Source organism: Hymenobacter negativus (assembly GCF_017571495.1).
Taxonomy (GTDB): domain Bacteria; phylum Bacteroidota; class Bacteroidia; order Cytophagales; family Hymenobacteraceae; genus Hymenobacter; species Hymenobacter negativus.
The window spans coordinates 141554-167034 of record NZ_JAGETZ010000015.1; the positions used below are offsets into that span (position 1 = coordinate 141554).

Below are 25481 nucleotides of genomic sequence, written 5' to 3' on the forward strand. Positions count from 1 at the left end.
AGAGCCATTTCGGCATCAATGTATCGGTCGGGCCGTAGCGCGAACTTTCAGTTCGCGTCTTGGAACGACGACCAAGCGGAGCAGGGACGCGAACTGAAAGTTCGCGCTACTCGTCTCTGGTTCCAACACTGCTCTAGGACGGGCTTTAAGGTATGTGGTAGAAATTGAAAAGAGCGAGCCAGATGTTCCGTTCTTTTCGTTTTGGGGCTGGTGCCGAGCTATGGTTCCCAACGGTCCGCCTTAATCAACGGGCATCCCGGCCACGAACAGCACCTGTCCCGTGATAAACCCAGCGGCCTCCGACGCAAAAAACGCGACGGCATGCGCCACGTCGGCTGGGGTGCCGGCCCGGTTCACGGGAATCTGCCGGATGGCCTGGTGCAGGTGGGCTTCCAGGGTAAGGCCTTTGCGGCGGGCGGTGGCTTCCGTCATAGCCGTAACTACGAGTCCAGGGGCTACCACATTGGCCGTGATGCCATCAGGCCCCAATTCCACGGCCAGAGATTTGATAAAGCCGTGCATCCCCGCTTTGGCCGCGCAATAGTTGGCCCGGTCCCGGTGACCCTGAGCTGAAATACTGGATATGTTAACGAGGCGACCCCAACCGGCGGCCTTCATGCCCGGCAGGCATGCCTTGGTCAGCAAAAAGCTGCCCCTTAGGTGTACAGCAATGACTTCATCCCAGTCCTGGACCGACATGGCTGTCAGGGAGCCGTCGCGGGCAAACCCGGCATTGTTGACTAAAATAGTCGGCGCGCCGACCTCGGCAATAATGCGCTCCAGCGCCTCGGCTACGGCCTGTTCGTTCGCCACGTCGGCCCCAACGGCCAGGGCCTGCCCGCCAGCCCGCTCGATGGCCGCGACCGTGTGGTAGCCCGCCTGCGCGGTCTGGTCCAGCACAACCACCCGGCACCCATCCGCGGCGAGGCGTTGCGCAATTCCCGCCCCGATGCCTTGGGCGGCCCCGGTTACGAGGGCTATTTTGGGGGTTGAATTCATGACATGAACGGACGCTGGAGCGGTAAAAGTGGACCGTATGGAAGAAACTATACCGGAGATTGAGAGGGCACTAATCAAGGGCCAGCATAATGGGGCTGAACAGCTGCGTGCGGTTTCCTGGCAACGCATCCGTCCCGTGCAGCATGAGCGAGGTGGTGAACGTCGGTTGTAGCCCGTGTTGCGGGACCCAGGCCAACAGGGTCGGGTGCCGGGCGTCTACTTCCAGGCGCAGCAGCTCTGCCGGGCCCAGCGCCTTTCCTGCAGCGGCCACTAGCTGTTGCGCCCCCGCCGCGTCGGGCGCGATGACCGGGCCCATTACTACCTGCCCGATGTTGCGCCAGGCCGCCGCGTAGCCCTTGATTACCCCGTTATGTTCTAGTACCCACCAGTGCTCGGCAAACACGAGCAGTTGGTCGAGCACCGCTTGCCGGTTCGTACCAGTAACCTGTGCATCCAATCGGAAAATAGCGGCGCTATCTGCCAGCGTCGCTGGCCGCACCCGGCCGGGTCCCGTCGTCGCGGGCCGGGGCTGGAAGTAGCCAACGTGCGTCGTCGAGGCAATTAGCGTTCGGAAGCCCAATTCCTCGTACAGCGGTCGGCCGGCTTCGGTCGCATACAGCGCCACGGGCGTGCCGTGTGCTTCGGCCAAGGCGTGTTGCATCAGCCGCCTTCCCAGGCCCTGCCGGTTGTATCGCGCCGCTACCAGAACCATACCGATAACGGCCAATTCAGGGCCATAGGGGGTTAATACGACGGTGGCCGCCAGCTCACCTGCTGGGTCCGCCAAGCCGTACACTTGCCCGGCGGCAAACAGGAAACGCCACTTCTGCTCTTCAGGCGGCCAGCTACGGTTTTGCGCTAGCCTCAGGCAAGCCGGCAGGTCGTCAAGCCGCAAGCGCCGAATGGGTTCTTCACGCAGCAATTCCGTAACAGGTGCTGCCTGCGTGTTGGGCGTAGGGGGCACAGCGGGTACCGCTACACTGGATGGGGTGGGCGTCATCAAACGAGTAGAAGGGAGTACGCTCGCGCGGGAAGCCCATGAGCTGCCACAGAAAGCGGACCCAAAGCATCACCCGGCGCAGAAGTGCAACAAAGGTGATACCTTACCGGCCTACCCACCTGGTCCGGTTTTATGATAGCAGCTAGTCCGGTTATGTTGCCCTACGCAACGCTCATTCCGCTGGAGCGCCACGGCCCAAATAGCTTAAGCCAACAGGTGACTTCCGGCTTTATCCACCTCATTCAGCAGGGGCTGTTGCTGGCGGGAACCAAGCTGCCCGGCACCCGTACTCTGGCCGGCTTGCTGGGATTGCACCGACAAACGGTGGTCGTGGCCTTCGACGAACTGGTGGCCCAGGGCTGGATTCATCAGGTGGCGTCGAAAGGCGCGTGGGTGAGCAGCAGTATCCCCGTTATTCGGCCAGCGGCTCTACCAGCGGGCGCCACACGCCAGTTCGCGCCGCGTGCCGGCTTCAATTACGAGCCCGTTCCCACGTATCCCACGACGGTCCGCGCCCCGTCCCTGCCGCTTGTGCTCGACGCCGGCTCGCCGGATAGTCGCTTGGCGCCGCTGGCTTCGCTGGTGCGCAAGTATCGCGCCGTATCCCTGCGTGCGGGCCAGCGGCGAGGGCTGGGCTACGCGGACCCCAATGGAAGCGGGGCCCTGCGGCAGCAGTTGGCGCAGTACCTCCAACGGACGCGGGGCCTGCCCGCGCAGGTTGAAAATGTGTTCGTGACGCGCGGCAGCAGCATGTCCCTGTACCTGCTGCTGCGCCTGTTGCTGCGGACCGGGGACACGGTGGTGGTAGGGGAACATAGCTACCACGGGGCCGACTACGCCTGCGCCCAACAGGGGGCCCGCCTCGAACGGGTACGCGTCGATAACCACGGCCTGAACGTGGAGGAGTTGGAGGCCGTATGCCGGCGGCAGGCGGTGCGGCTGCTGTACGTGACGCCCCACCATCACTATCCGACGACTGTCATGCTAGCGGCCGACCGTCGGGTTCGGCTTTTGCAGTTGGCCGAGCAGTACGATTTCATCATTCTGGAGGACGACTACGACTACGACTTTCATTACGATGGCGCCCCCATCCTGCCGCTGGCCAGTGCGGACCGCCACGGGCGGGTGATGTACCTGGGCTCCTTGAGCAAGGTGCTGGCGCCGGCCTTTCGGGTGGGCTACGTGGTTGCGCCGGCCGACATTATCGAAGCCTTGGGACAGCTACGGCGGCACATCGACCACCAAGGCGATGCAGTGTTGGAGCAGAGCATTGCCGAGCTTTTTGCCGAGGGGGAACTGGGGGCTCATCTAAAGCGGGCCCGCCACCACTACCAGCAGCGCCGGGACGTGTTCTGTGCCCTGCTGCGCCAGGAGGCAAGTCCTTGGCTGAGTTTTGATGAGCCCGCTGGAGGAATGGCTGTCTGGGTGCGCTTTGGCGACGAGGTTAACTTAAACGACCTTTCCGCTCGTTGCCGGCTACTTGGCCTGGGCATCGGGGATGGGCGGCTTTTTCAAACGCCGGCCGAAACCCGCGCCCACCACCTGCGCCTGGGCTTTGCCTCGTTAACTCCCGACGAACTGACCCAAAGTGTAGCGGTGCTGCAACAGGCACTGAGCGAGCTTTACACACTGTAACGGTAGACGGTCCCCAAGCCCGTAGCAGCCGGCACAAGCCGAACACAGGGCGCTGCAAACATCGCTTTCAACACCATCCTTTGTCTATTTCAATAATAATTACTGGATACCGCTTTGACCATTGACCTACCTAGCGCAGTCCCACCATCTTCAAGAATAGACCGCCTGGGTTCTTATCGGCTTTCACCTTGCCGGTTTTATGCTTATAGGTAAATGAGAACAGGGCATTCAGCTTCTTGGCGTCTCCTAGAATCTGGCTAATAAGCTTGGGGTCACGAATTTCTAGCTCCTCCAGGTTCTGCAGGGCCCGGCGTTGCTTCTCCTCCTCGGCCCCGTCCTCGAATGGGATGGGCAGCTGCTGGGGGACCTGTGCGTTGACAAAGAAGCGGATGCTGTGAAATGAGCGCCCTTTTTTGATGAGCTCGTAGTTGATGCGTAGGTCCGTGTGCTCGTTGATTTGGGTAGTGGCCACATCGAGCACATATTTCTGCAGGGCCGAAATCTTCTCGTATTGCTCTGGCGCTTGGCCCTTGGGGTCCTTGAGCGAGAGCATAACCTTGAATTCTTCCAAGGTGAAGGTTTTGGTTTCCCCGATGTCCTTCCACTGGGAGGCAATCTGATAGATGCGCTTGGCGTACTTACTCGACAAGCTGAAAACTGACTGCAGGCGGTAGGAGGTGAAGTTATTCTTCAGGTCAATCAGGTAGCGCCGCATCCGCTCGGAGATTTCCAACTCGATGATGCCCTCCCCTTTCACGTAGAGCGCGGAGGCAAGTAGCCCTACCTGAAGCACGTGCTTGTTGTCCTCGATGTGGTACTCGCGGCTGCGCAGGTTGGAAGTGGCCTCCAGCAGGCGTTGGTAGTTCCAGCCCCGGCCCGTGAGCTGCTCCAGTTCCTTCACCCGGATGCGGTAGATGGTGCCGGGTTGGTCTTCCTTGCGCAACACCGAGAGCAAAGAGAAGACAATATCCATCTCGCAAGCACTCATCTCATAGCGTGCGGTGGTAATGGCATTGTGCTGCCGGATTTCTAGGAAGGAAGTTTCAGAAGTAGCCGGGACGCTCATAGGGACTTAAGACAAATAGCTTCTACGGCCAAATATAAGCAACTTACAGCTGCTAAAGTAAGACTTTCTTGGAGTTCTATCCTTTAGCTTACCATCTCTATCCCTTGCACTTACGAAAGCTATCCTTTAGCGTACCATCCCTATCCTTTGACTTACAAAACCTATCCTTTGTACTTACCATCCCTATCCTTTGACTTACCATCCCTATCCTTGAATGGGTATAAAAATCAGAAAATCAAAAGCTTGCAAGCCCTGCAAATAGAGTAAATACTTGACAAATAAAAAAAACTCACAAATTTGTTGATGTTCGGGCTTCAAAAGGCTTTCAGAGGTACAAAATGGAAGAACGAGACAAGGAACAACAGAAAAAGCGAGCATATTTTAGCATAAACACGATTTGCACTATTACAATAAAAAATATACCTTTATTTACTCAAAAGCAGTTACAATAAGGTATCTGCCCCCAATCCTGTATTCCAAGATAGTATAAAAAGTGCCTTTAGGCTATCCTGTGACTATTTTCCTAGTTTCTGCCGCTCCTACAGCAGTAACAGGAAATACCGGCCAACTCCTAAAGCAAGCAACAGTAACAAAAAGGATAGGAATGGTAAGTAGAGCCCATCCCAAAGCCCAAAAGGATAGAAATGGTAAGCCAAAATGCCAAGCAGACACCGAAAGGATAGAAATGGTAAGCGTTTACGGTCGCTAGAAGCACTATTGCCAGTTAAATTTATCCAAGTCAAGGCTAGAACGCAGCCCTTTGACTTACCATTTCTATCCTTTCAACATACTGTAAGAACTCCTTTGTCCAGGCGATAATATGCCTTCACTAGCTGCATTGAGCGATTTCAGCAACAGATTAAGCTCTACATTGACCAAACAGCAAACAAGCTAACACAGCAGGGAAAGCGGAACCAATCCACGGCCTACCAACCGCTGACTTACAAAAACTATCCTTTCACCGATTAAAAGCTATCCTTTCGCTATCAACTAACTATCCAATACTTCTTTGGAAATGACTAATCTAAATGCTGAGTATTGGTTACTTTGGTGGAGAGGTTCAATTATTGGCGGTGGTCTAAGTTAGAGTGAGATTGTGCTTGTCGATGACCATTTTAATTCGGGCCGCGTGCATCGCCAGTGACTTGCTGAACGAGCAACTCTTGCGCACGAGCACGGCGCATCGTTGCCGGAGCGAACAGTTGATGGCCCCCACGATACTGGCTTGTTCCTCGGCTTTGAAACAGGAACGGTGCGGGCCATGGGGCAAGGCTTCGGCGTAGGCCGGAAACAGGTCGGTGAAGTACCAGCCGTGCCGCCGGTAGCGGCGGGGCAGCGCAGCCCACAGGCGGCGGGCCGTGGCCGCGTCGCGGCGGCCCAGCACCCAGGCCACCACGCGCCGACTAGCGCGCTCGACGGCCAGCCACAGCCACACCTTGCGCCGCCGCTGACTCACGAATGTCCACATTTCGTCCAATTCAAGCGCCTCCCACTGCCGACGCTGCGCCTTTTTCGACTGCCGGCGCGGCAAGGGCGGGCTCGGCTGCTGCGCTTTTTTTTGCCCGTTTAGCCACGGTCATGCGCGAGACGCCGGTCACGCGCACGATGCTGCGCTGGGAATTGCGTTCGGCCAGCAGCTTTTCCACCTGTGCGTGCCGCGCCGCCCGCGCCGGGGCTGCCGGATGCAACGTACCTTGAAAGCGCAGGTTTTGCATTGGTATTTGGCCCGGCCGCCGGTGCTGCCGTTCTTGCGCACCTGCTACTGCCGCAACGACCGCATAATTGAGTCGTCACTATCATGAGAGCATATACAGCAATCACTACCTCTTAAACCACCGCCAAATTATTGTAGTGTTTCCCCATAAATTCACACAATGGCATGTTGAAACACTTTTTGCTGGCCAGCGCATTGGCCTTGGCTATCAGTCCGGCTCAGGCGCAGCATACAGCCCTGCGCGCAACCATCGCCCATCTGGCTGGCGAGTCTTCCGCTAAAGTGGGTGTAGCCCTGCGAGTGCTCGAAACCAACGATACGCTCAGCTACCACAACCGACAGCACTACCCCATGCTGAGCGTGTTCAAGCTGGCTATTGCCATGCAGGTGCTACACGAGGTAGACCGCGGCCACCTGCACCTGGACCAACAGCAGTTGCTCACCAAAACCGACTTGCTGGGCAATACCCACAGCCCCCTGCGCGATAAGTACCCCGACGGTAACGTGCGCGTCTCGATTCAGGAACTGCTGACGTACATGGTGACGCTCAGCGACAACAATGCCTGCGACATCCTGCTCAAGTTGGTAGGCGGGCCAACTGCGCTCACTGCCTACGTCCGGCGGCTGGGTGTGCAGCCCTTTGTAGCGGAAGTATCGGAAGCTAAGATGGGAGCCGTCTGGGCTAATCAGTACCGTAACTGGAGTTACCCATCAACGCAGGTGGACTTGTTGGCCCGAGTGTACTACCAAACGGCTTTGTCTAAAACCAGCAGCACGCTGCTCTGGCAGCTGCTGCTCGACACGTCGGTAGGGCCAAAACGCATCAAAGGGCTACTACCCGCCAGCACACCGGTCGCGCACCGTACGGGCACGTCTGGCACCAATGCACAAGGCCTGTCACCGGCCCTCAACGACGCCGGGATTATCGCGTTGCCCAACGGCCAGCACGTGGCCCTCACCGTCTTTGTCGCCGATTCCCATGCCGACACGGCCGCTCGGGAACTGCTCATCGCCACCATTGCTCGTGCCGTTTACGATGAATTCGTGCCACCGCCTAGTCCCATTACACCCTAAATGCCGACGAATATGATGACGGTGGCCCCCGCGGCAGCCAGGGTCTTAGTGGTTTCTAGGCCGATGCCCGTGTAGCCGCCCGTGACTATGGCCACCTTACCGTCCAGGCTTATTCCCTTGATTACCTCACTAGCCGTGGAGGTCGCATTAAAACCGGAGCTTGGCGGCTTCTGCAAGGCACCGTTATCAATATTCTGTTGCATACCAGCCACTTGATTAGCTTACAGAATTATTAAAAACCGTAGATGCCGCCCGAAACGGACAGTTGCTGGCCCGTAACCCAGGCGGCATCGTCCGAAGCCAAAAAGACGGCTACACGGGCAATGTCGGCGGGCTGACCGATGCGGCCGAGGGGAGTATTGGCAACGAGTACTTTCTCGAAGTCGCTGCCCATCACCCCGGTACTGTGGGTGCCTTCCGTCTCGACCGAACCGGGCAGAAGCGAGTTGATGCGGATATTTTTTGCTCCCAGCTCTTTCGATAACGAAACGGTAATGGAATCCAACGCAGCTTTGCTGGCCGAGTACACCGACCCGGTTGCCATGTGTAGCTTGCTTGCTTCCGAACTAATGTTGATAATGGTGCCGCCAGCCACTCCAAACAGTTTCAGCGAGGCCTGGATGGCAAGCACTGAACCCAGCACATTGGTATTGAACTGTTGGTGAAACGTATCCAGAGACACTTCTTCAATGGGTTCGTAGAGGTAAACACCGGCATTATTGACTAGGATATCCAGGGTGCCAAACGCCGCTTTGGTTTCGTCAAACAATCGGCGCACATCGGCTTCCTTCGACACATCGGCCTGTAGTGAAATGGCCGTGCCACCATTTGCCGTGATGGTCGCTACTACCTTATCGGCCCCGACCTTACTGGACGCATAGTTCACCACCACTTTGGCTCCTTCAGCAGCGAAATAGGTGGCAATGGCCGCGCCAATGCCTTTGGATGCCCCAGTGACTACGGCAACCTTGTTTTTTAGTTTGTTCATTTTTCTTTTAGTTTGCGAGTTTAAACGCCACATTACATTCCGTAGACAAGGCGATTTGATAAGACAAAATTGGAGGGATTGCCAGGGGCGAAACGAGGACATTTGTCACTAAATCGCCTGCTTTCCGGAAATTGACGATAGTTGCCAACACGGTGTCTTTCCGACCAATAAAAAGTGCTTTGGCTCGCACCAAAGGCCTTTAAGGAAGCGTTAGTCCTTGTCAATAAGCGCCATTGCCTTCGCAAAACAGCGGTAGACCGAACACACGCCGAGCTATTGAGTTTACCAGGCTGAATTCATCTCAACACAGCAGCTAGCCCCCATAGCCTGCTGCGTTAAATGACGTGCATGGTTATGGTTGAACCGTTCCGAAAATACCTCCTTTCCAAAGCCACTTTCACCGAGGACGAACTGGCGCAGATGGAAGCGGCGGCAGTAGCTAAAAAGTTGAAACGCAGGGAGTACTTGCTACAGCAAGGCGATGTAAGCCGAAACATGGCCTTTGTTGTCAGCGGCTCTCTACGCCACTACCGCACTGGCAAGGATGCGCAGGAGCACATCATGCGCTTTGCTATCGAGAACTGGTGGCTGAACGACGCCGAAAGCTTTCGCACCGAGCTCCCAGCCAAAGGTGCCATCGACGCCTTAGAAACGACACACGTGCTCCTGTTCTCCAAAAAAAACTTTGAGCGGCTAAAAAGAGAAATCCCTACATTCAGTAGCTTAGAGAGCCAACTAGCGGGCCGCTACCTTGATGCCCAGGCCAACCGGCTATACACAGCCATCAGCCACAGCGCCGAAGAGCGGTACCAGGAATTTATAACCGCCTTTCCTGACTTTTATCAACGCATCCCCTTGCATATGATTGCCTCTTACCTAGGCGTGTCCCGCGAAACCCTCAGCCGCATCCGCAAGCAGACTAGTTAGCAGCTACCATCAGCGCCCTGAGCAGAGTCCCGACAGCCGGATGGGCCGGTCCACGTAGAAGATATGCGACGTCCATTTGCGATGGCCACCTGAATCTGCTACGCCTGGCGAACTTCTAGCGGTGGCTGAGCATGGCATGTCTGGGGTTCGTCGTCTACTTCCCCCCTTTGCTCGTGCTTTGCGAGGGTGGCTCAAGCATGGGTGCCAGTACCTACTTACTTATCTGTTGGGCTTCGCGGAGCCACCCCTGCGCTTCTTCAATGGTGGAGAACAGGCGCATCTGCAACCGGTCGGCAATGCCTTGGTACATGGACCTGGCCGAAAGGGCCGCCATGGATTCGGGACTGACTACGTTGGCAAAGTGGGTCAGGCCCTGAGCCACAGCGCGCGGAGCCCAGTCGTTGACAATCCAGCCCACGGCGTGGTCCCAAGGGCCTACGACTTCGCGGTTGTCATTGAGCAGGTAGGCACACGCGTTTTCCCGTAGCGTATGCAGGCAGGAATCGGCTCCGGCCACGATGCCGATGTAGGTTTGGTAGCCGACCCAGCGGTTGTATACCCAGCCGTTGGCCGCATCGTAGTCGATGGACAGGTAAGAGTTGCCGAAGCCGTTGGTTAGGTTCGTAGACATGTGAAACGGGTAAAAAGCCTCAGGTAATATAGGCGGATAAAGATAAAGTGGACAGTCCAAGATGACGCCTTCAACGCACGTCGTGGGTCGTGCTACGTATTACATATACGCCGTTGAGCAGCCCGGCTTGGTGTACGTCAAAGCGGGGGTTAAGCTATTTACGAAAACGGTTGGCATAACAGGCAGTCTACTTCTGCCATTCCACAAACACGTGGTTCTCACCAGCCAATTCCTCCGCGATAATGGCGGCGATTACCGGCCACTCGCCCCCGGCTAGCCCGGCCCCAATGGCGGGGTAACCAATGCGGTGCCCTGTGTACTCCTGCTTTACCCGGCGAAAGACCTGACGCACGGCCACGTAATCAACGTGCGGTCCGCGCCCCTTCCACTGGTACTGGGTGTAAGCGTTGAGAATGGCCAAGGGTTTGTTTCCTACGAGCACATTTGCCACGGTGTAGTGCCCGAGTTTGGCTTTATCACCAGCCACAGTAGCGATATCGGCTTCAAACGCCGCCGGAAACACCTGTTTTATAGTTTTGGCGATGCCGGCGCCCATCGTGCAAAAGCAGTTGCACCCGTGCACGATGACGTCGAATTCTCCTGCCTGTGACTTTCGCACCAGGTCACCTTTTTCCGTTTGCATCCTGTCTCGTCGGTTAATGGTTAGCAGCAACAAGGTAAGTACCTTCACGAAACGCAACCAAATGTGCTTCACGGGTAATGCCCGGACTTAGGAACTGTATCTCCGGGAACACGTACACCCCGATAATAAAGCACACCCCGGACGCGAACAAAGTCTGGATTAGGAAGAAAGTGGACTTCCCGCCGACGCCCCAAAACAAAGAAAAAATATTGGCCTGGATAAGGCACCCACGGGTCGGTATAGACAAAGCGTCGGTCTTGCCAATAGTTGGCGGTGCCCGGTATGCGCCGGAAAGACGGAATGTCCAGTCCTTGGCTCAGGCTGACACTGCTGTCTCCCAAGTACATCAAGTCCTCATAGTTGTAGGGTGGGTCTTGGCTGATGTCCTCGTGCACATACCGGTACGGCAAGCGGATATACACTTTGCCAGTCGGGTCGCGGAATAATGTGGTATCCATTAAGCCGATGGGCGTCAGCGAGCGTTCAAAACGGGTTTCTTCCGATTCGCAGGAAATACAAAGCAGCATCGTGCTACCGGTAAGAGCAACTAAGATACACGCATTCATACCAGAGAATATTTGCCAAACGGTTACTTACCGAGCAAGGTATTGGCAGTTCATTAAAAGCGTCATTTTCACGAGTAGGAAGTAAACCCGAGGTAGTGGCTACGGAACGGTTGCTCTTTGCCCGTTTCGCATTCGAGTAGTCTTTCGCCGGTGCTGCACCACCCCCACGCGGCGGGGCCCCAGTACCGCGTGTAAGCGAAGTATAAGCGCGTGCCGTCGGGCGTTCAGTGCAGGCCCTGCCACTGCTCCCGCGCCTACCCCAGGGTAGCTGCCGGACAAGAATAGCGTAGACAACTTAAGCTGTGCCGACCGACACGGTTACGACTGAATTCGCGCTAGTACGCCGTCCCAGGAACTCTCTGCTGGCGAGCTATGAGCCATTGACAGCCTCGTTGCCTGGCGGCGGTCAACGCAATGGTGCCCCTTCGGCGGCTCTTGCTGGCCATTGTCGAAAAGCTGCCCGTTTTGGCCATTACCCTCTCAACGGACCTATATACCCGGGGCCTTTGGGGTATTCATTTGCCTGGTCATGTTGGTCCAGTTTTCCAAATAGGTTTCCAGTGGTTCCAAGCCCACCGCGGCCCGGCGCTTATTGACGCGGGCAGGGTCACGCAGTGGCCGGGCTACGGCTCTGATAGTGGGCCCTGTGCCTTCGAAGATAACCAGGGTTCCGTATTCCGAGAGTTGCCCCGCATTGAGCGCGACCCGGTCCGTGAGGTATGCGTAATCCGCTGCACTGGCATTCTTACGCTTTACCTCGGGCAACATCAGCTGGAGAACCCAGCGCTGAAAGGCGGGGTAAGCATCTGCGTGTTGGACAAGCAGCCAGAAATTGTAGGCGCTTTTTTTGCCTACTTGCTGGATGCCCGGGTACCCGTACTGACGCACCATGCTTTCTATGATGGGCTGGTGCCGGGCAAAATTTTCTTTTTCGACTTGCACCAAATTCCGGCCGGCGCTGTCGGGCTGCTGCTGGAACATGCGCTGCATGGGCCACTGGTCCACGTATGCCAAGCTATCCAGGGTTTTGCTTAAGCGGGGATACTGGACCGGCGGCGTGCCTTGGGCAGTGGCATCCAGCAGCCCATTTACTGCCACGAGCAGGAACAATAGGCACGGCGAGAAGTGGCTACGCTTTCTGTCGGCTACTCCACGGGCGGGAGCCGGAACAGAAAAAATCCGGGCCGATAGAAGCGCTCGTGCCGAAAGCGCCCTAAGAAGGTGGAGCATCACGAGAGAATTTAACGCTGTCAATCATTTGCCTCATGTTATCCTCAATGCCCCTTTTGGGTGCTGTTAAAGATGTCGCGGAATATCTTCCACCCTTGCCGGGTCTTCTTCCATAGCTTGAGGTATTTACCCGAATCAAGCATGCGCCCATCGGTGCCCAACACCTGCCAGGTACCCTCTTCGGTTACAAATAGTGGACCGTTGCCGTAGATGGTTTCGGTGTCGAATTTAACGCCTTTAATCGTACCGTCTTGATACGCGTTGCTGAAATCCTGGAGGAGTGCCGCGCGGCCTTTGACCACCGGTGCGTTGGGCGAAAGCAGGTAGCCATCGTCGGTGTACAGGTCAACAATCGCGAGGTCGTGCTTGCTGAATAGGGCCAGATAAAGCGCATTGTGCTCTTCAATCTCCTTTTTGATTTCCGGTAGCTTTTGTGCGCCAGCTGTACAGCAGGCCATTAAGAGGAATAAACCGGCGAGCGCTGCGTGAACGATGTTCTTTTTCATGGTTATGTTAAATGGTATGCCGCAAAGCTACCGTCCACGAAAAAGCAGAAATTGTAAAAAACGGAACACGATTACTTCTTCAGCACGGCTTGAAGTTCCGTGGAACTTTCGGTGATGAAGTACGAGGGCGCCACTCCGATAAAAGCTTTAAAGTCCTTGATGAAATGCGACTGGTCGTAATACTGACACGCGTAGGCAATGGCGGTGAGCGATTCCACCCCCTGCGTCACCAGCCGCAGGCTTTTCTGGAAACGCAATATCTTACGATAGAGCCCCGGGCTTAATCCGGAAGACGCCAGAAAGAGCTTTTGCAAATACCGCGAAGAGATGCCGTAACGCACGGCAATGGCGTTGATGTGCTCTAAAAAGCCCGGCTGGTTCATCTCCTGCACCAAGCGGCTGACGAGCTGCTGCCTGGGGTGCTTTGGCTGCAGGCGCGCAAGCCGCGCAAGTAGAAACTCTTCCACCAGCGCTATCTGGTGGGTAAGCGAAGGCGCCTCCTGCAGCCGTTCATGAAGCAGGCGACCGCTGGCCCCGGCCATCTCGTTGAAATCTATTACCTGGTCGTTAAAGCGTTGGATGGGTTCGTCAAAAAAACAGGCCGCCGTATGGGCGAAGAACCGCACGCCCAGCATGCGGTGCTTGCCCACCGACGTAAACGTAAAGGGCCTGATGGTTTGCCCCCACAGTTGCACGAGGGGTTGGCGCACCAGACCGGCGGCGGTTAGTTCTTGCGGGCCATGCTCGCCCAGATTAAACATCAGCTCCACAAATCCACTGGCGTACACCCTATCGCCAGTTACTACCTCGGCATCGGTTTCGCAGGTGAAGTAGCATTGCACGTAAGGTTTTAGCGGGCCATCAGCTGGGAATTCGGTGTAGTGCATGATGGCTGTAAGGTAAGAAGAGGAAACAAGTTTTTCCCTCCTTTCACTAACCAGCGCGTTTACTTTCGAGCGGCTGAAACCACCCTCCTTTTGCTGAACTCTCAGATTCTGCTACCTTTGTAACGGCCTATGCTGAGGCCCCCCTTTCGCGCGCACTTTTTGCGGCTGCTCCCCGGCGCGCGCCCTTTTATTTCTTGGTAAATTCAACCCCCGTGAAAACAGTTTATTTCACGGACCGTAGCGGCGTGGAGCAGAACGCGCTACAGTCCCTCCTCAGCTTCGAGGAACAAGCAGTCATCGGTCGAATCGCCGTATTCCCCGACATTCACTATTGCTCCGAACGTTCCATCCCGGTCGGGGTGGCCTTTCAAACAACTGACGTGTTCTATCCCCTGGTCACTGGCAAAGACCTGGGCTGCGGCGTGGCCTACCTGCGCATTCCCCGCCAGGATGTGCTACGCCCCTTCGACAAAGCCAAGCACTACCGGGCGTTTGAGCGGGAAGTCCACGGCATGACCGATGAAGGCTTGGGTGGCGGCAACCATTTTCTTTCGCTTGAGGCCTCGGCAGATTATCTGTACCTCATCGTGCACACCGGCAGTCGCAACCTCGGCGTTTACATGTACCAGCAGCATTGCGCCCTGTTGCAGCAGCACAACCCCGGGCAGGACTGGCTGCCGAGGGAAGTGGCCACCCCCGATTACCTCCGGGAGTACGGCCGCGTGCTGGGCTACGCTGCGAGCCGTCGCCGGGAATTCGTGTACAAAACGTACGACTTCCTGCTCCGCAACCGGTACGTAGCGGCTGGTTCGCCGGCATTGGCGGACAGCTGCCACAACCTACTGGAGTTTACGGCCGATGGGGTGATTCACCGCAAGGGCAGCACGCAACTGGTGGCAGACACCGAAGTCGTCATCCCGTTGTCCATGAGCCGGGGCTCGCTCATCGTCAAGCCCAACCGCTGGGACCCCGCAGTAGCGGAGGCGCTGTGGAGCTGCGCGCACGGGGCCGGCCGCCGGTATAGCCGCACCGACACGCTCAAGCACTGGCACTCGCTCAAGAAAGCCGACAAAGACGCCTACCGCCGCCGGTTTTCGGAACTGCTTAACCGGCAAGGCGACTTCGACAGCAGCATTCTGCAGGAGTTCGACTTTGCCTATAAGGACTCGGCGGCGCTGCTCGCCAGTCAGCCGTACCTGCTCCGCTGCGACGAGACCCAGCCCCTGGTGACCGTGAAATTTACCGGAGTATAATAGGCGGCTTTGCCGCAAAGCCCGCTCCTTCTTTGGGATTGATTTCATCAAACGCCCCCGCTGCCAGACGGCAGCGGGGGCGTTTTTTAGATAACCCAGGTGGCAAGGGCAAGCTCCCTAACCGAATCCGCTGGTAACGCCCTGCACCCCCATGTGTCCTGCATCCCTTGTGAGTTTAGGTGTTCAGGCGAAGTAGCGTTTGGCTATCGTCACTTATTCACTACGTCGGTCAAGGAGTTTGATAAGGCCAAGGTAATGGATGGATTTGCCTTGTTTCTGCTGTTTCTTTTGAAAATCAACTTATTGTTTGTCTAGTGAATGAAATAAAAAAGCACAGGCAAGCCTGACCGTGGCAGAGAAAATCGGTACCTAGTAGCAAAGATTTTAGCGAGTGGGTTAACGGCATTCTAGAGTAACCATTTTGCCTTCGCCGGATGGACGTTTCACGACAATTCTTTGGACGTTTCACGAAACCCTTGCTTTGGGGCCTGCTCTAATTTTGCACCGTTCTAATCGTTGGAAATCATGCAAAAGACAATTTTGGTTACGGGTGCTTCGGCCGGGATTGGGAAAGCCACCGCTATTTACTTGGCCCAAAGCGGCTACACGGTTTACGGGGCTGCCCGCCGGGTCGAGAAGATGCAAGAGCTGAAAAGTTACGGTATTATCCCTGTAGCGCTGGATGTTACCAAGGACGCAAGCATCACGGCATGCGTGGAACATATCTTCCAAGAAGTCGGAAGCATTGATATTTTGGTAAACAACGCCGGCTTCGGTTCCTACGGGGCGATTGAAGACGTGGCGCTGTCGGATGCCAAATACCAGTTGGACGTAAACGTGTTTGGGGCCATGCGCCTAGCGCAATTGGTGCTGCCAAAAATGCGCGAAAACCACTACGGCAAAATCATCAACATTTCGTCGGTTGGCGGCAAAATCGCGTCGCCGCTGGGTGGTTGGTACCACGCCAGCAAATTTGCACTCGAAGCCTTGAGCGACGCCATGCGCTTGGAAGTGCAGCCATTCGGGGTAAACGTCGTCGTGATTCAGCCGGACGGTACCAAATCAGAATGGGGCAATATTGCCGTGGAAAGCCTGATGCGCGTGTCGGGCAAGACCGCCTACGCCGGCCTGGTAACAGCCTTCAAGAAATCCTTTGAAAAGGTGGCCAGCAATGTGCCCGAGCCAATTGTGATAGCGAAACTGATTAAAACCAGTATCGAGGCCAAAAATCCGAAAACCCGCTACAGCGGCGGATACATGGCCAAGCCGATGTTGTTTTTACGGAAGATTTTGTCGGATAAATGGTTCGACCGAATGCTGATGAGCCAAATGAAATAAGGCACCTTTATCGGTCGGTAACCAGCGCAACGAAATCGACTTGCTGCAACAACTCGCCGAAACCAATTTGCTGGTGCCCATCCGGCCCATCAACCATATCCTATTGTAACCCGGCTGCTTTCTCGTTTCCTATGTACCAAGCGCACCGCACCCGCAACGTCCTCTTGTACACGTGCCATGACGAAACCCCTTTTGGGCACGACCCTTTTGTGTATGAAAACTACATTGGCATCATCACCTCGGGTAGTGCCGACCATTACACAGATAAAGGAATCATTACTTATCCGACCGGTTCGCTGTGTTTGGTGAAAAGAAACCAATTGCTTAAGGTGGTCAAGAAGCCCGACGGGCAAAAGCCGTTTGCGACGATTACTGTGTTCTTGGAGGAAGAGACGCTGTAAGGAATACAGCGCGGAACATAACGTAAAAGCCGAAGGTGTGTACGGGGGCGAACCGGTTTCGCTTGTAGAAAACGACGCGTTTCTGACCGGTTATTTCGGTTCGCTGATGCCGTATTTCGACCAACCCGAAAAGTTAACCCCAGTGTTAGCCCAAGCTAAAACCACCGAAGTCATTGCGTTATTGCTACGTAACCCGGCCTTGAAAACCTTTTTGTTTGATTTCAGCGAGCCACACAAAATAGATTTGGAAGCGTACATGCACCGGCACTACTCCTACGATGTGCCGTTGACGCAATTTGCGAAGCTGACGGGTCGGAGCTTGTCGACGTTTGAGCGGGATTTTGCGAAAATTTTCAGCATAACCCCCGAGAAATGGTTGCAAAACCAACGATTACAACAAGCCCATTTTCTCGTCATCCAACAGAAGAAACGCCCATCTGACATTTACCTGGAATTGGGATTCGAAACATTGTCGCACTTTTCGTACGCGTTCAAGAAGAAGTTTGGCCAGACTCCAACCGCCTTGCAAACCCTATCTAGGGCGGCGGGCTAACAAAGGACCACTGCGAAGGTTGGGTGGCCTGGAGCAATAACAGCCAGCAGTTCGCTCAGAATTCAGGGGCATGCTCCCCTCGTTAAGTCAAAATAGGCAGGTAGAGCTGCACATCGAACAGTTCCGTTGCGCCGGCTTTTCCGCGCAGCATTTGCCCGCCAAGGGGTGTAAACTGAAATTCCGGCTGGTCGCCCAGCTGCCGGCGCAACTCGGCGGAAATCAGAAACCGGCTGCCTAGCGCATTGCACTGGGCCTGAATACGCGCAGTGGTATTGAGCACATCGCCGTGGTAGACCAGTTCCCGGTGCTGCGTCCCCACCAGTACCGTCGTTACCTGCCCGCCGTGTGCCCCCGCCTTGAACGAGGGGACCACGCCGTAGGCCCGCTGGTAGGCCTCGTGCCGCTCAGCAATGGCACGTTGCATGGCAAAGAAACAATGCAGGCAGTTGGCAAACTTCACTGCTATAGCTGAGGGCCAGGTCACCACTACTTCATCGCCCACATACTGGTACACTTCCCCGCCGGCCGCGGCAATAGCCGGGCTTACGTCGCGGAAAAAGTCTCGTACCAGGCGGCTGTATCGGTCATTGCCGAGGGCCTCCGCCAGTTGCGTCGAGTCTTTCAAATCAACAAAAAGGAAAATACGGTTTTCCGCTTCTGGCTGCTGGTACCGTCCGTTCAGCAACTCGCGCAAGCGCTGGCGGCTCATGCCCTGGAGCAGTTGGCGCAGCAGCGAGGTCACCACCACGGCTAAGACGTATACGATGGGCACCAGCAGCCATTGCCGAACGGGCTCAGCAGTGGCCACGGCCGGCTCCGGCCATAGCCGGGGCAGGCCTAGATGGCGCGCCAGTAGCCCAAGGCTGCCGTGCAATACCAACAATAGCAGCAAATGGCCGATACCTTGCACGAAGGTTGCGACGCGCAGCGGCAGCCGCTGCACCAGCGCTGGAAATACGATGACCTCCAACACGCCCAACGCCCAGCCAATGGGTAACCCGATGAAAACCAGTGGAAGCAAAGCTTGCGTAGGTACCCACAGTAAAAGCATGAGGGCCAAGAGCACAACGACGAACATGCCCCCAATGCTGGCAATTGTTTGGAGCACATGACGGCGGGCCGCCCAGAACCGGGCTGAGCGGGCAGTAGAAGCAGTAAGATAAGCAGGCATGCACGGGGTATTAGCAACTGCGCGCAAACAGCGCGTCGACGTATTCATGCGGTAAATTACCGGTACTAACGCGATTCACGAAAAGAGGCCTTTCAAGTATACTCAAAGAGTAAAACGAGCCAAACGGACATTTCTCTCGTTGTGGAAATCCGTCTTGCGAGCCCGTGGACGGAAAGGGGCATGTGCGGGGCACTTGCCGATTCACCTGTCCTTACACCTCGGTGCTGATGAAGCCTCATTCTGTCAATACCTCGATTTGCTAATCATCAGCCTGCCTTTGCCGGGCGGTTATTTGACTTTCGTACCTTTACCCCATGCCGTCGGAGAAAGCCATTGCGGACTATTACCAGCTCTACGGGCACGGGGAACCCGCCACCGGGCAGGTAACGGCTTACCGCATTGAGCAGGTAGTAGCGGCGGACTCCTACCCGCTCGTGCGGCGCGATTTTTACAAAATCAAGCTGCTGTGCGACGCCACCGGCGTCCTCTCGTACGCCGACCAGCGCGTGGCCGTTCAGGGCTGCGCCCTGATTTTTGTCAACCCCTTGGTGCCGTACGCCTGGGAGCGCACGGCCGGGCGCGAAACGGGCTTCGCGTGCCTGTTCACCGACGAGTTTAGTACGCCGCATTTGCGCACGGCCAGTCTGGCGCAGTCGCCCCTTTTTCGGGCGGGGAGCGTGCCCGTGTTGTTTCCTCCCCCGGCGGTCGTAGTCCGCCTTAAGTATCTGTTTGAACAGCTGTTGGCAGAATTGCCTTCGCCTTACCCACACAAGTATGAAGTGCTGCGCAACTACGTGCAGCTGCTGCTCCACGAGTCGCTAAAGCTGTTGCCCGCGGCGCCTGCGGGGGCGGACGCTGCAGCCCGCCTGCAGGCCCGGTTTCTGGATTTGCTGGCGCGGCAGTTTCCGTTGGCCTCGCCCTATCAGCCCCTGGCGCTCAAAACGGCCAATGAATTTGCCCGGCAGCTGCTGGTGCACCCCAACCATTTGAACAAGGTATTGAAAGCCCGTACGGGCCAAAGCACCACCGCCCACATTGCCGGCTGGCTGGTCGAGGAAGCCCGGGCCCTGTTGCGGCACAGCAACTGGAGCGTGGACGAAATAGCGGACGGCCTGGGCTTTGGGCATACGTCCAACTTCCACGCTTTTTTCAAAAAGCACACCGGGCACACGCCCCACGGCTACCGTCGGCAGGTGAGGTCGCTTTCATAGCTTTTGGTTTGATTGGCATACATTCTGCTGGTCGCGAAGACCGGACCTTTGCCTCGTTCATTCGCACCCAATACAACGAGCATCATGAAAAGCGGCATCACTGGCAAAGTCATTATCATTACCGGGGCCAGCAGCGGCATCGGCGAAGCCACCGCCCTATTACTGGCCGAGCGCGGCGCGAAGCTAGTACTGGCAGCCCGCCGGCCCAGGCCCCTGGCCGCGCTGGCGGACCGCCTTGCGGCGGCCGGCGGCGAGGTTCTGTACGCTGCCACCGACGTGGCCAAGCGCGCCGACATGGAAGCCCTTGTGCAGCTGGCGCAGGAGCGGTTTGGCAGGCTGGACGTGCTGGTTAGCAATGCTGGCATTGCGCCCATCTCGCCCTTGGACGAACTGCGCGTGGAGGACTGGGAGTCCATGATTGACGTGAACGTCAAGGGTTTACTCTACGGCATTGCGGCCGCGCTGCCCGTGTTTCGCCGGCAACAGCGCGGGCACTTCGTCAACGTGCTCTCCACGGCGGGCATCTCCATCGTGCCCACCATGGCGGTGTACGCCGGTACGAAAAACGCGGCGCGGGCCATTACCGAAGGGCTGCGGCAAGAGGCGGGCCCGCACTTGCGGGTCACCGGCATTTCGCCCGGTTTCGTGCAAACGAATCTGGCCGATTCCATGAGCAACGCCCAGGTGCAAGCCCGGATTCAGGCACAGATGGGCGCCATCGCCATTCCACCGGCCTCCATTGCCCGCGCCATTGCCTTCGCCATCGAACAGCCGGACACCGTCGATGTCAACGAACTGGTGGTGCGCCCCACTGCCCAAATCTGAGGCCAGCAAAACCACTGGGCCCGTTGCGGGGCCAAAAGGCCCCAGCTACAACCGTAAAAGACCATTCGACCTGACTTGCGGCAGGCACTTAACCTGGCGGGCACGTGGAAAATGCTACCATGCGTATAGCGAAACGGTCCGAAGGTAAACCCACGCAGTTTAATTGAAGGAGTGTTAGCTGGGATTTGCTACAGCCGGCGCCACCCACTCGAGCACGCGTTCGAACTAAGTAGGTGGGATTTATATAAAGTGAATAATCCAATTCAACGTGGGACTTAGACGTAGCTAACCAGCCGTCTGCTATTCTAGAAACACAGTAAACATTGGTTACTGTGTTCCCTATAAGTTCTGTGAGCAGCATCCGGGCTGGTGCTAGGGTATTGAATAAGTCCCTCACTCGTGGAAAAGGTGCCAATCGCAAAAAGCCAACGGTGGCTTAGTGGTCCAGCCAATGCTTAAAAGCCAGCGCCGGGTTGAGGCGAGGCATTGCGCCAGGCTAACGGTCGCAGAAGGAAGAAAGCAGAGGTAAAGCAGGCCCCGCTCATTGCCCTAGGGCTTGGATACTACCGCGGAACAACAAGGCAAAATTACCAGGTCGCTAGGCGAAAAGCTGCATTCGGCCTACCGATTCATTCGACTCCTATCACGATTCAATACCCTGGATTCCTTTCGCCTGCAGCTGCCGCGCTGCCACCACAAGGACAAGCTTGAGATGATGCCCGACTTTCAGGGCGGGTACCAGGCGCTGGATGAGCAAATTCGCGTGTTGAAGCAGCCCGCCGCACTACGCCCTCCTGTGAATACCTACGTGCAGGTGGAATGCATTGTGGAACCCACCGGCCAACTCACCTTCCCGCACATCCTAGAAGGCTTGGGCCCAAGCTATGACGAGGAGGCCCTGCGCATTGTGCGCCTCCTGCCGCCCTTTGAGCCGGCCATCGGGTGCCCAACGGAAACCCGCGCGCTGCAGCCATTGGCATTGCGTAAAGGAGCTATCGATTTCCTTTTACTACTAGCCCCGAGCCTAACGTGGTTCAATTGTCCCTGGAACAGGCGCAATAATCGTTTCTGTTTCTTGTATGCAAATAGAAGCACTTATTGATGCAAGCTCTCGCTGGATGCCTAAAAGCCTGTTGTGGGCATTCACCGACATGGTCGGAAGGAAAACGCGCGCCGTTCAAATGAAAAAGCATAATACTGCCCAGTGCGGCGGCAATTTGTTGCGTGCGTAGTAATTATAAGTGATTGGTATGTTACGCGTTATCCCCCTTCTTCCTTTCTGCGAGGGCCGGTGGGTGATGGTTCACCGGGCTCGCCCTGCTGGCCAGTTGCCAGCCTAGCTCCTCGTCCGCTTCCAACTGCCCGGTACGCCCGCACTTGCTGAGTACGCCACGCGATGCCTTCGACCTCATCGGGCTGCAGGAGAAGTACCCGCTGCCACCCGTTGTTTCGGATAGCTTTCGCCTGCCCTTTGCTCATCAGCAACACCTGCTGCGCGGGGCTTACTTTGTGGACGGCTTGCTGGCCGACAGCGTCGCTCCTTCGCCCTACGGCGGCGGGGCATATTACTACGGGTAGGTCCGCGCCTTATTTCGTAGTCCCCGGGCCGGATGTCATCAGGTCGTGTACGTGACTTCCGACGAGTTTAGCGGCCTATTGCTACCCCAGCCGGCCGGCTGCCGTGTATCTGTCCAGGAGTGTGGGCTCCTCCTACACGGACCACGGGTACTTTTATATGTATGACGTAACCCGAGGCGTGGTGCTAAACGATTCGACGGTACGTACCCAGACCGGACGCTCCACTTACGCCTATCGCGGTACAAATCAGCAGTCGTACACGGATTCGGTCTCCCGGCTCTACCGCATTGACTACCGCGCCGCCCGCTCTGTGCTGCTACGCCGCGACAGCACCCGGACCTATCTGCCAGGGGAGTATTGGCCCGAATAGCTCCACCCACTGTGGTGTCTCGGACGTGAGAGTAAATATGGATACGGGTTACAAAGAGGGTGCAAAAAGCGAAGCACAGTTACTTGGTCACTTTGATACTGCGGCGCACAACTGTTCCTACTCGGTACACTGGCCGTGTCCACTAAGCTGCTGCGTTACCTACTGATTAGCAAAGCCCCGTGTTTCCTGCTGCCGGATACCGGGGCTCCGGCCAATTTTCAAAGCCAGCTGCAGTTTCCCGCCGCAGCGAAATAGAACTCGGGTGTCACAATGTCTACATGAAATTTATCATCCGGATTCTAATAGTTGCGACCCTATAGTCATTTAATGTACGGATGCGCTTAATATAGGCTGCCACGCTGAAACAATGCTACAGTGCTGCATTGATATGAAGATTTGCTGAATCACTGTTGCGCCGATACACTGAAAAATTGCAACAGGTTTTCCGAGCGTTAGCAGTTCCCTTGCCATTGGCAATCATTCATATAGAAAGCTCATGTCTAGTGTGAGGCATATGATGCTGGATCTAGCAGCGGAGGCATTTTACGCTCGCGTCGTGTGCGTGATGACCGCAACTTAGTACCGATAATAGTTCATTTTCGGTGCCAAGTTTGTGTCTTTGGAAACAGACTCAAAGTGGTAGTTTTACTCCGCATTATATTAAGATACATGGAAAACGCGTCGCAACTCCCGGTTCTGTTGCCTACTCGTTCGCACGCAATGGTCGAGATGCCCGTCACGGTCAGTCGCTATGAACGATATGCTCGTTTAGATGATGTCAAAAGATTTAACGCAACGCAATTTCTTGGTTTGTAAATAATTGATTTTACGTCGTGTCAGGAGAAAACGAGTGTTTTCCTTCACCACAAGAAAATGCCCACCCATAAATTCATTGGGTGGGCGTTTTCATAAAAGTATTACTGCAGATACAGCAGAATTATCAAAGGCATTTTCTTGTTCGGGGTTGGCAACGGTGCATTACGGTCATGGCGAGTAGATATGAATGCCCCTACCCTACTGGGAAAGAGGAAAAGCGTGGGAGAGTGTGACAAGAAAAACCAAGCGCACTATTACGTCTTGATTTGCATGAGCGAATCAAGACGTAATAGTGCGCTTGGTTTTATTTTTTGGGTGATAGCAGTTGTCGCATCTGCTTTCTCATGGCTTTCTGAATCTGGGCTTCGTGGTCGGCTCGGAAGCGCGTCAGAATGTTATGAACGATGTCCGGCGCTGAGGCACCATTTCCCAGCAGAAAGCCCAGGTTGGTAAAAAACTGTTGGTGGTCGGCCGTGATACGCAGTGTGGTGCCTTTCTTTTCCGATGAGGGCACAAACAGCTGGGCCAGGTCTAACTCGCTCGTTTCTACCTGAGTTTTGGGTTCTGGGTGGGGTTCCACTACTATTGGATTCTCTTCTTCCTCATCATCCTCGCTATCCTGCTCGGCCGATGAGGGAGTAGTAGGTGCCACCACCGCCCTATTGCCTGCGGGCCTCTCCCCTACCCTTTCAACCGGTGCCACGGCTGGGGTGGGCACCTTATTGGGGACCGGAGCAGCCGCGGCCTTTTCTTTCTTTTCCGCTGGTTTTGCTCCTGCTGGTTGCGCGGCAACCGGTAGCGGCGAGGTTGTGGTTGGCTCAACTGGCACTGGGGCTTCCACTGACTCGGGTGCGGGCGCCGCTGGCCGTGGCGTTTCTCCCATGAGACTGAACGCGGCAACGCCCGAAGTAAGGGCTGCTAATTCGCGCTGACGCCGGGTGGCGGCGTCTTCTTTCGATTCTGGTATTTTCTTAGCCATGATGGAGAACAGTTATTTCGTGAAGTCGTCGAGGGTTTCGGTGGCTATGGCCGGAGTAGGCAACTCAAACTCCACAGGCGTGAAGGCGATGTGCTTGCCGGAAGGCGTAACACTGCCAGATCCGACCACCAAGTCCAGAATCTCGGTGATGAGGTTGCCCAGCCCGAGCTTACTCAACTCCTTTTCCGGCATGGGGAACATCGTGGAGCGCTTGTCTTTGATGCTGACCAGCGATTCCACCCGGCTGTTAAGTAGCGGGTAGCCCTTCTCACGGAAGAGCTCGGCGGTTTTGGTGTACACAGTTCGCTTCTCGGCCTTGATAAACTTGTTCCAGAAGGCGTAGAACCCCACCAGGTTTGATTCGGGCCGCTGCGCCTGGGTGAAGTTGCCCAGGATGTGCATGTAAGACATGGTGGAGGCAATGGTGCCCATATCCGGCTCCATGGGCAGAAAGATGTATTCCACACGCTCCAGCATTTCGCTTAAGCCCGACACGTTCACGGTGCCAGGGGTATCGACCAAGATGAAATCATACTCATGCTCCGCCAGCGTGTCAATGGCTTCTACAGCCTTTTCCATGCTGGAAATAGCGATGGGGTACGGCGTCACCCCCTGCTTTATCAGCCGTTCCTGAAAAGCCACGTCATTCTGTAGTAACTGCTGCTCGTAATTGCGGTAAGCGTGCAGAGTATTCTGCGGATAGTCACAATCGAGCATGGCCACTTTATACCCATAGAGGTAACTAAGCGCGGAGGCGACATGAGTGCCAATGGTCGACTTGCCTGCCCCTCCTTTCTGGGTTGCGAAGGCAACAACACGGTTTTTTTTCATTAGGTAACCGCTAGAGGATTTAAGGTTCAAATATAAAAGTTAAGCTGACTCTTAGCCTCACAGAAGCATTGTGTATATGATGCGATGAAGTGTTGCTTCAGTAAATATTAGTCATACTAAAACAAAGCTACAACGAAGCGAAGTTTCAAAGATACTAGATACAATGATGTTTCGCAACACTGAAGCAAAGAATCATTGTCAAATCGAAGCTGTGATTTGAGTTATTAATGCGTCACAACATTGTTGATGCTTAGCTGCAATGAAGCACTGAACTAACGAATCATCGAAG

Annotated in this window: 28 protein-coding genes; 12 read left to right on the forward strand and 16 right to left on the reverse strand. The window is 55.8% G+C overall.

The annotated features are described in order from the left end of the window. Window positions 1-240: 240 nt before the first annotated feature. Together J4E00_RS24310 and J4E00_RS24315 are read right to left on the reverse strand one after the other, a co-directional pair. The gene (locus tag J4E00_RS24310) at window positions 241-999 is read right to left on the reverse strand and encodes an SDR family oxidoreductase (RefSeq protein WP_208177969.1); all 759 of its coding nucleotides are present in this window, start codon (window positions 997-999) and stop codon (window positions 241-243) included. Window positions 1000-1069: 70 nt separating this feature from the next. Continuing rightward, a complete protein-coding gene (locus J4E00_RS24315) occupies window positions 1070-1999 on the reverse strand; it encodes a GNAT family N-acetyltransferase (RefSeq protein ID WP_236050130.1) in 930 nt (309 codons plus the stop codon). Window positions 2000-2152: 153 nt separating this feature from the next. Between J4E00_RS24315 and J4E00_RS24320 the strand changes: the two genes are divergently transcribed. After that, on the forward strand, window positions 2153-3634 hold the full coding sequence (locus J4E00_RS24320; RefSeq protein ID WP_236050111.1) for a PLP-dependent aminotransferase family protein: 1482 nt from the start codon (window positions 2153-2155) through the stop codon (window positions 3632-3634). A gap of 130 nt (window positions 3635-3764) precedes the next feature. Here J4E00_RS24320 and J4E00_RS24325 read toward each other — a convergent pair whose 3' ends face one another. From J4E00_RS24325 to J4E00_RS24335, 3 genes are all read right to left on the reverse strand, one after another. Further along, complete coding sequence (locus J4E00_RS24325; RefSeq protein WP_208177972.1) at window positions 3765-4700, reverse strand: replication initiation protein; 936 nt, start codon at window positions 4698-4700, stop codon at window positions 3765-3767. A gap of 1078 nt (window positions 4701-5778) precedes the next feature. Beyond that, window positions 5779-6168 (reverse strand): IS1 family transposase, encoded by a 390-nt coding sequence (locus J4E00_RS24330; RefSeq protein ID WP_208177973.1) that lies wholly within the window; start codon window positions 6166-6168, stop codon window positions 5779-5781. A gap of 10 nt (window positions 6169-6178) precedes the next feature. Beyond that, on the reverse strand, window positions 6179-6415 hold the full coding sequence (locus tag J4E00_RS24335; protein ID WP_208177974.1) for a hypothetical protein: 237 nt from the start codon (window positions 6413-6415) through the stop codon (window positions 6179-6181). Window positions 6416-6579: 164 nt separating this feature from the next. Here J4E00_RS24335 and bla point away from each other — a divergent pair, with 164 nt between their 5' ends. Further along, window positions 6580-7488 carry a class A beta-lactamase gene (gene bla / locus J4E00_RS24340; protein ID WP_208177975.1) on the forward strand — a complete coding sequence of 303 codons (909 nt, stop codon included), beginning with the start codon at window positions 6580-6582 and terminating at the stop codon, window positions 7486-7488. On the opposite strand, the gene J4E00_RS24345 is transcribed toward bla, so the two are convergent. Both J4E00_RS24345 and J4E00_RS24350 read right to left on the reverse strand, forming a co-directional pair. Then, window positions 7485-7691 (reverse strand): hypothetical protein, encoded by a 207-nt coding sequence (locus tag J4E00_RS24345; RefSeq protein ID WP_208177976.1) that lies wholly within the window; start codon window positions 7689-7691, stop codon window positions 7485-7487. The two genes, bla and J4E00_RS24345, sit on opposite strands and share 4 nt — an antisense overlap. Window positions 7692-7720: 29 nt before the next feature. Further along, complete coding sequence (locus J4E00_RS24350; protein ID WP_208177977.1) at window positions 7721-8476, reverse strand: SDR family NAD(P)-dependent oxidoreductase; 756 nt, start codon at window positions 8474-8476, stop codon at window positions 7721-7723. Between the two features lie 354 nt (window positions 8477-8830). On the opposite strand from J4E00_RS24350, the gene J4E00_RS24355 reads away from it, so the two are divergent. Then, window positions 8831-9403 (forward strand): Crp/Fnr family transcriptional regulator, encoded by a 573-nt coding sequence (locus J4E00_RS24355; protein WP_208177978.1) that lies wholly within the window; start codon window positions 8831-8833, stop codon window positions 9401-9403. A 211-nt stretch (window positions 9404-9614) separates the two neighbouring features. Here J4E00_RS24355 and J4E00_RS24360 read toward each other — a convergent pair whose 3' ends face one another. The 6 genes from J4E00_RS24360 to J4E00_RS24385 all read right to left on the reverse strand — a co-directional run bounded on the left by J4E00_RS24360 (window position 9615) and on the right by J4E00_RS24385 (window position 13866). Continuing rightward, window positions 9615-10034, reverse strand: a complete 420-nt coding sequence (locus J4E00_RS24360; RefSeq protein WP_208177979.1) for an STAS/SEC14 domain-containing protein — start codon at window positions 10032-10034, stop codon at window positions 9615-9617. A gap of 187 nt (window positions 10035-10221) precedes the next feature. Then, window positions 10222-10677, reverse strand: coding sequence for a macro domain-containing protein (locus J4E00_RS24365; RefSeq protein ID WP_208177980.1), 456 nt, complete (start codon window positions 10675-10677; stop codon window positions 10222-10224). A gap of 68 nt (window positions 10678-10745) precedes the next feature. Beyond that, a complete protein-coding gene (locus tag J4E00_RS24370; protein ID WP_208177981.1) occupies window positions 10746-11204 on the reverse strand; it encodes a hypothetical protein in 459 nt (152 codons plus the stop codon). 528 nt (window positions 11205-11732) lie between these two features. After that, window positions 11733-12341, reverse strand: coding sequence for a DUF6624 domain-containing protein (locus tag J4E00_RS24375; protein ID WP_208177982.1), 609 nt, complete (start codon window positions 12339-12341; stop codon window positions 11733-11735). 176 nt (window positions 12342-12517) lie between these two features. Beyond that, complete coding sequence (locus tag J4E00_RS24380) at window positions 12518-12979, reverse strand: YybH family protein (protein WP_208177983.1); 462 nt, start codon at window positions 12977-12979, stop codon at window positions 12518-12520. A 71-nt stretch (window positions 12980-13050) separates the two neighbouring features. After that, window positions 13051-13866 carry a helix-turn-helix transcriptional regulator gene (locus tag J4E00_RS24385; protein ID WP_208177984.1) on the reverse strand — a complete coding sequence of 272 codons (816 nt, stop codon included), beginning with the start codon at window positions 13864-13866 and terminating at the stop codon, window positions 13051-13053. A 212-nt stretch (window positions 13867-14078) separates the two neighbouring features. On the opposite strand from J4E00_RS24385, the gene J4E00_RS24390 reads away from it, so the two are divergent. The 4 genes from J4E00_RS24390 (at window position 14079) to J4E00_RS30095 (ending at window position 17411) form a co-directional block, all read left to right on the forward strand. Next, the gene (locus J4E00_RS24390; RefSeq protein ID WP_208177985.1) at window positions 14079-15119 is read left to right on the forward strand and encodes an RtcB family protein; all 1041 of its coding nucleotides are present in this window, start codon (window positions 14079-14081) and stop codon (window positions 15117-15119) included. A 525-nt stretch (window positions 15120-15644) separates the two neighbouring features. Continuing rightward, window positions 15645-16457 carry an oxidoreductase gene (locus tag J4E00_RS24395; RefSeq protein WP_208177986.1) on the forward strand — a complete coding sequence of 271 codons (813 nt, stop codon included), beginning with the start codon at window positions 15645-15647 and terminating at the stop codon, window positions 16455-16457. 131 nt (window positions 16458-16588) lie between these two features. Then, window positions 16589-16858 (forward strand): hypothetical protein, encoded by a 270-nt coding sequence (locus J4E00_RS24400; RefSeq protein WP_208177987.1) that lies wholly within the window; start codon window positions 16589-16591, stop codon window positions 16856-16858. Window positions 16859-16895: 37 nt separating this feature from the next. Continuing rightward, window positions 16896-17411: a helix-turn-helix domain-containing protein gene (locus tag J4E00_RS30095; protein WP_208177988.1), complete on the forward strand. Its 516-nt coding sequence runs from the start codon at window positions 16896-16898 to the stop codon at window positions 17409-17411. An 82-nt stretch (window positions 17412-17493) separates the two neighbouring features. On the opposite strand, the gene J4E00_RS24410 is transcribed toward J4E00_RS30095, so the two are convergent. Beyond that, window positions 17494-18582 carry an adenylate/guanylate cyclase domain-containing protein gene (locus J4E00_RS24410; RefSeq protein ID WP_208177989.1) on the reverse strand — a complete coding sequence of 363 codons (1089 nt, stop codon included), beginning with the start codon at window positions 18580-18582 and terminating at the stop codon, window positions 17494-17496. Window positions 18583-18896: 314 nt separating this feature from the next. On the opposite strand from J4E00_RS24410, the gene J4E00_RS24415 reads away from it, so the two are divergent. The 5 genes from J4E00_RS24415 to J4E00_RS24435 all read left to right on the forward strand — a co-directional run bounded on the left by J4E00_RS24415 (window position 18897) and on the right by J4E00_RS24435 (window position 22566). Continuing rightward, window positions 18897-19793 carry a helix-turn-helix domain-containing protein gene (locus J4E00_RS24415; RefSeq protein WP_208177990.1) on the forward strand — a complete coding sequence of 299 codons (897 nt, stop codon included), beginning with the start codon at window positions 18897-18899 and terminating at the stop codon, window positions 19791-19793. Between the two features lie 84 nt (window positions 19794-19877). Further along, window positions 19878-20618 (forward strand): SDR family oxidoreductase, encoded by a 741-nt coding sequence (locus tag J4E00_RS24420; RefSeq protein ID WP_208177991.1) that lies wholly within the window; start codon window positions 19878-19880, stop codon window positions 20616-20618. A gap of 712 nt (window positions 20619-21330) precedes the next feature. Further along, window positions 21331-21720: an energy transducer TonB gene (locus tag J4E00_RS24425; protein ID WP_208177992.1), complete on the forward strand. Its 390-nt coding sequence runs from the start codon at window positions 21331-21333 to the stop codon at window positions 21718-21720. A gap of 275 nt (window positions 21721-21995) precedes the next feature. Next, window positions 21996-22196, forward strand: coding sequence for a hypothetical protein (locus J4E00_RS24430; protein WP_208177993.1), 201 nt, complete (start codon window positions 21996-21998; stop codon window positions 22194-22196). 157 nt (window positions 22197-22353) lie between these two features. Continuing rightward, window positions 22354-22566: a hypothetical protein gene (locus J4E00_RS24435; RefSeq protein WP_208177994.1), complete on the forward strand. Its 213-nt coding sequence runs from the start codon at window positions 22354-22356 to the stop codon at window positions 22564-22566. A gap of 1120 nt (window positions 22567-23686) precedes the next feature. Here the strand turns inward: J4E00_RS24435 and J4E00_RS24440 are convergent. Together J4E00_RS24440 and J4E00_RS24445 are read right to left on the reverse strand one after the other, a co-directional pair. Continuing rightward, complete coding sequence (locus J4E00_RS24440; protein ID WP_208177995.1) at window positions 23687-24361, reverse strand: hypothetical protein; 675 nt, start codon at window positions 24359-24361, stop codon at window positions 23687-23689. Window positions 24362-24373: 12 nt separating this feature from the next. Further along, window positions 24374-25192, reverse strand: a complete 819-nt coding sequence (locus tag J4E00_RS24445; RefSeq protein ID WP_208177996.1) for a ParA family protein — start codon at window positions 25190-25192, stop codon at window positions 24374-24376. Window positions 25193-25481 lie beyond the last annotated feature (289 nt).

Coding starts and splice junctions, on each gene's coding strand:
- J4E00_RS24310 (WP_208177969.1), bottom strand. CDS start 999: ATGAATTCAACCCCCAAAATAGCCCTCGTAACCGGGGCCGCCCAAGGC.
- J4E00_RS24315 (WP_236050130.1), bottom strand. CDS start 1,999: ATGACGCCCACCCCATCCAGTGTAGCGGTACCCGCTGTGCCCCCTACG.
- J4E00_RS24320 (WP_236050111.1), top strand. CDS start 2,153: ATGTTGCCCTACGCAACGCTCATTCCGCTGGAGCGCCACGGCCCAAAT.
- J4E00_RS24325 (WP_208177972.1), bottom strand. CDS start 4,700: ATGAGCGTCCCGGCTACTTCTGAAACTTCCTTCCTAGAAATCCGGCAG.
- J4E00_RS24330 (WP_208177973.1), bottom strand. CDS start 6,168: ATGTGGACATTCGTGAGTCAGCGGCGGCGCAAGGTGTGGCTGTGGCTG.
- J4E00_RS24335 (WP_208177974.1), bottom strand. CDS start 6,415: ATGCAAAACCTGCGCTTTCAAGGTACGTTGCATCCGGCAGCCCCGGCG.
- bla (WP_208177975.1), top strand. CDS start 6,580: ATGTTGAAACACTTTTTGCTGGCCAGCGCATTGGCCTTGGCTATCAGT.
- J4E00_RS24345 (WP_208177976.1), bottom strand. CDS start 7,691: ATGCAACAGAATATTGATAACGGTGCCTTGCAGAAGCCGCCAAGCTCC.
- J4E00_RS24350 (WP_208177977.1), bottom strand. CDS start 8,476: ATGAACAAACTAAAAAACAAGGTTGCCGTAGTCACTGGGGCATCCAAA.
- J4E00_RS24355 (WP_208177978.1), top strand. CDS start 8,831: ATGGTTGAACCGTTCCGAAAATACCTCCTTTCCAAAGCCACTTTCACC.
- J4E00_RS24360 (WP_208177979.1), bottom strand. CDS start 10,034: ATGTCTACGAACCTAACCAACGGCTTCGGCAACTCTTACCTGTCCATC.
- J4E00_RS24365 (WP_208177980.1), bottom strand. CDS start 10,677: ATGCAAACGGAAAAAGGTGACCTGGTGCGAAAGTCACAGGCAGGAGAA.
- J4E00_RS24370 (WP_208177981.1), bottom strand. CDS start 11,204: ATGCTGCTTTGTATTTCCTGCGAATCGGAAGAAACCCGTTTTGAACGC.
- J4E00_RS24380 (WP_208177983.1), bottom strand. CDS start 12,979: ATGAAAAAGAACATCGTTCACGCAGCGCTCGCCGGTTTATTCCTCTTA.
- J4E00_RS24385 (WP_208177984.1), bottom strand. CDS start 13,866: ATGCACTACACCGAATTCCCAGCTGATGGCCCGCTAAAACCTTACGTG.
- J4E00_RS24395 (WP_208177986.1), top strand. CDS start 15,645: ATGCAAAAGACAATTTTGGTTACGGGTGCTTCGGCCGGGATTGGGAAA.
- J4E00_RS24400 (WP_208177987.1), top strand. CDS start 16,589: ATGTACCAAGCGCACCGCACCCGCAACGTCCTCTTGTACACGTGCCAT.
- J4E00_RS24410 (WP_208177989.1), bottom strand. CDS start 18,582: ATGCCTGCTTATCTTACTGCTTCTACTGCCCGCTCAGCCCGGTTCTGG.
- J4E00_RS24415 (WP_208177990.1), top strand. CDS start 18,897: ATGCCGTCGGAGAAAGCCATTGCGGACTATTACCAGCTCTACGGGCAC.
- J4E00_RS24420 (WP_208177991.1), top strand. CDS start 19,878: ATGAAAAGCGGCATCACTGGCAAAGTCATTATCATTACCGGGGCCAGC.
- J4E00_RS24425 (WP_208177992.1), top strand. CDS start 21,331: ATGATGCCCGACTTTCAGGGCGGGTACCAGGCGCTGGATGAGCAAATT.
- J4E00_RS24435 (WP_208177994.1), top strand. CDS start 22,354: ATGTATGACGTAACCCGAGGCGTGGTGCTAAACGATTCGACGGTACGT.
- J4E00_RS24440 (WP_208177995.1), bottom strand. CDS start 24,361: ATGGCTAAGAAAATACCAGAATCGAAAGAAGACGCCGCCACCCGGCGT.
- J4E00_RS24445 (WP_208177996.1), bottom strand. CDS start 25,192: ATGAAAAAAAACCGTGTTGTTGCCTTCGCAACCCAGAAAGGAGGGGCA.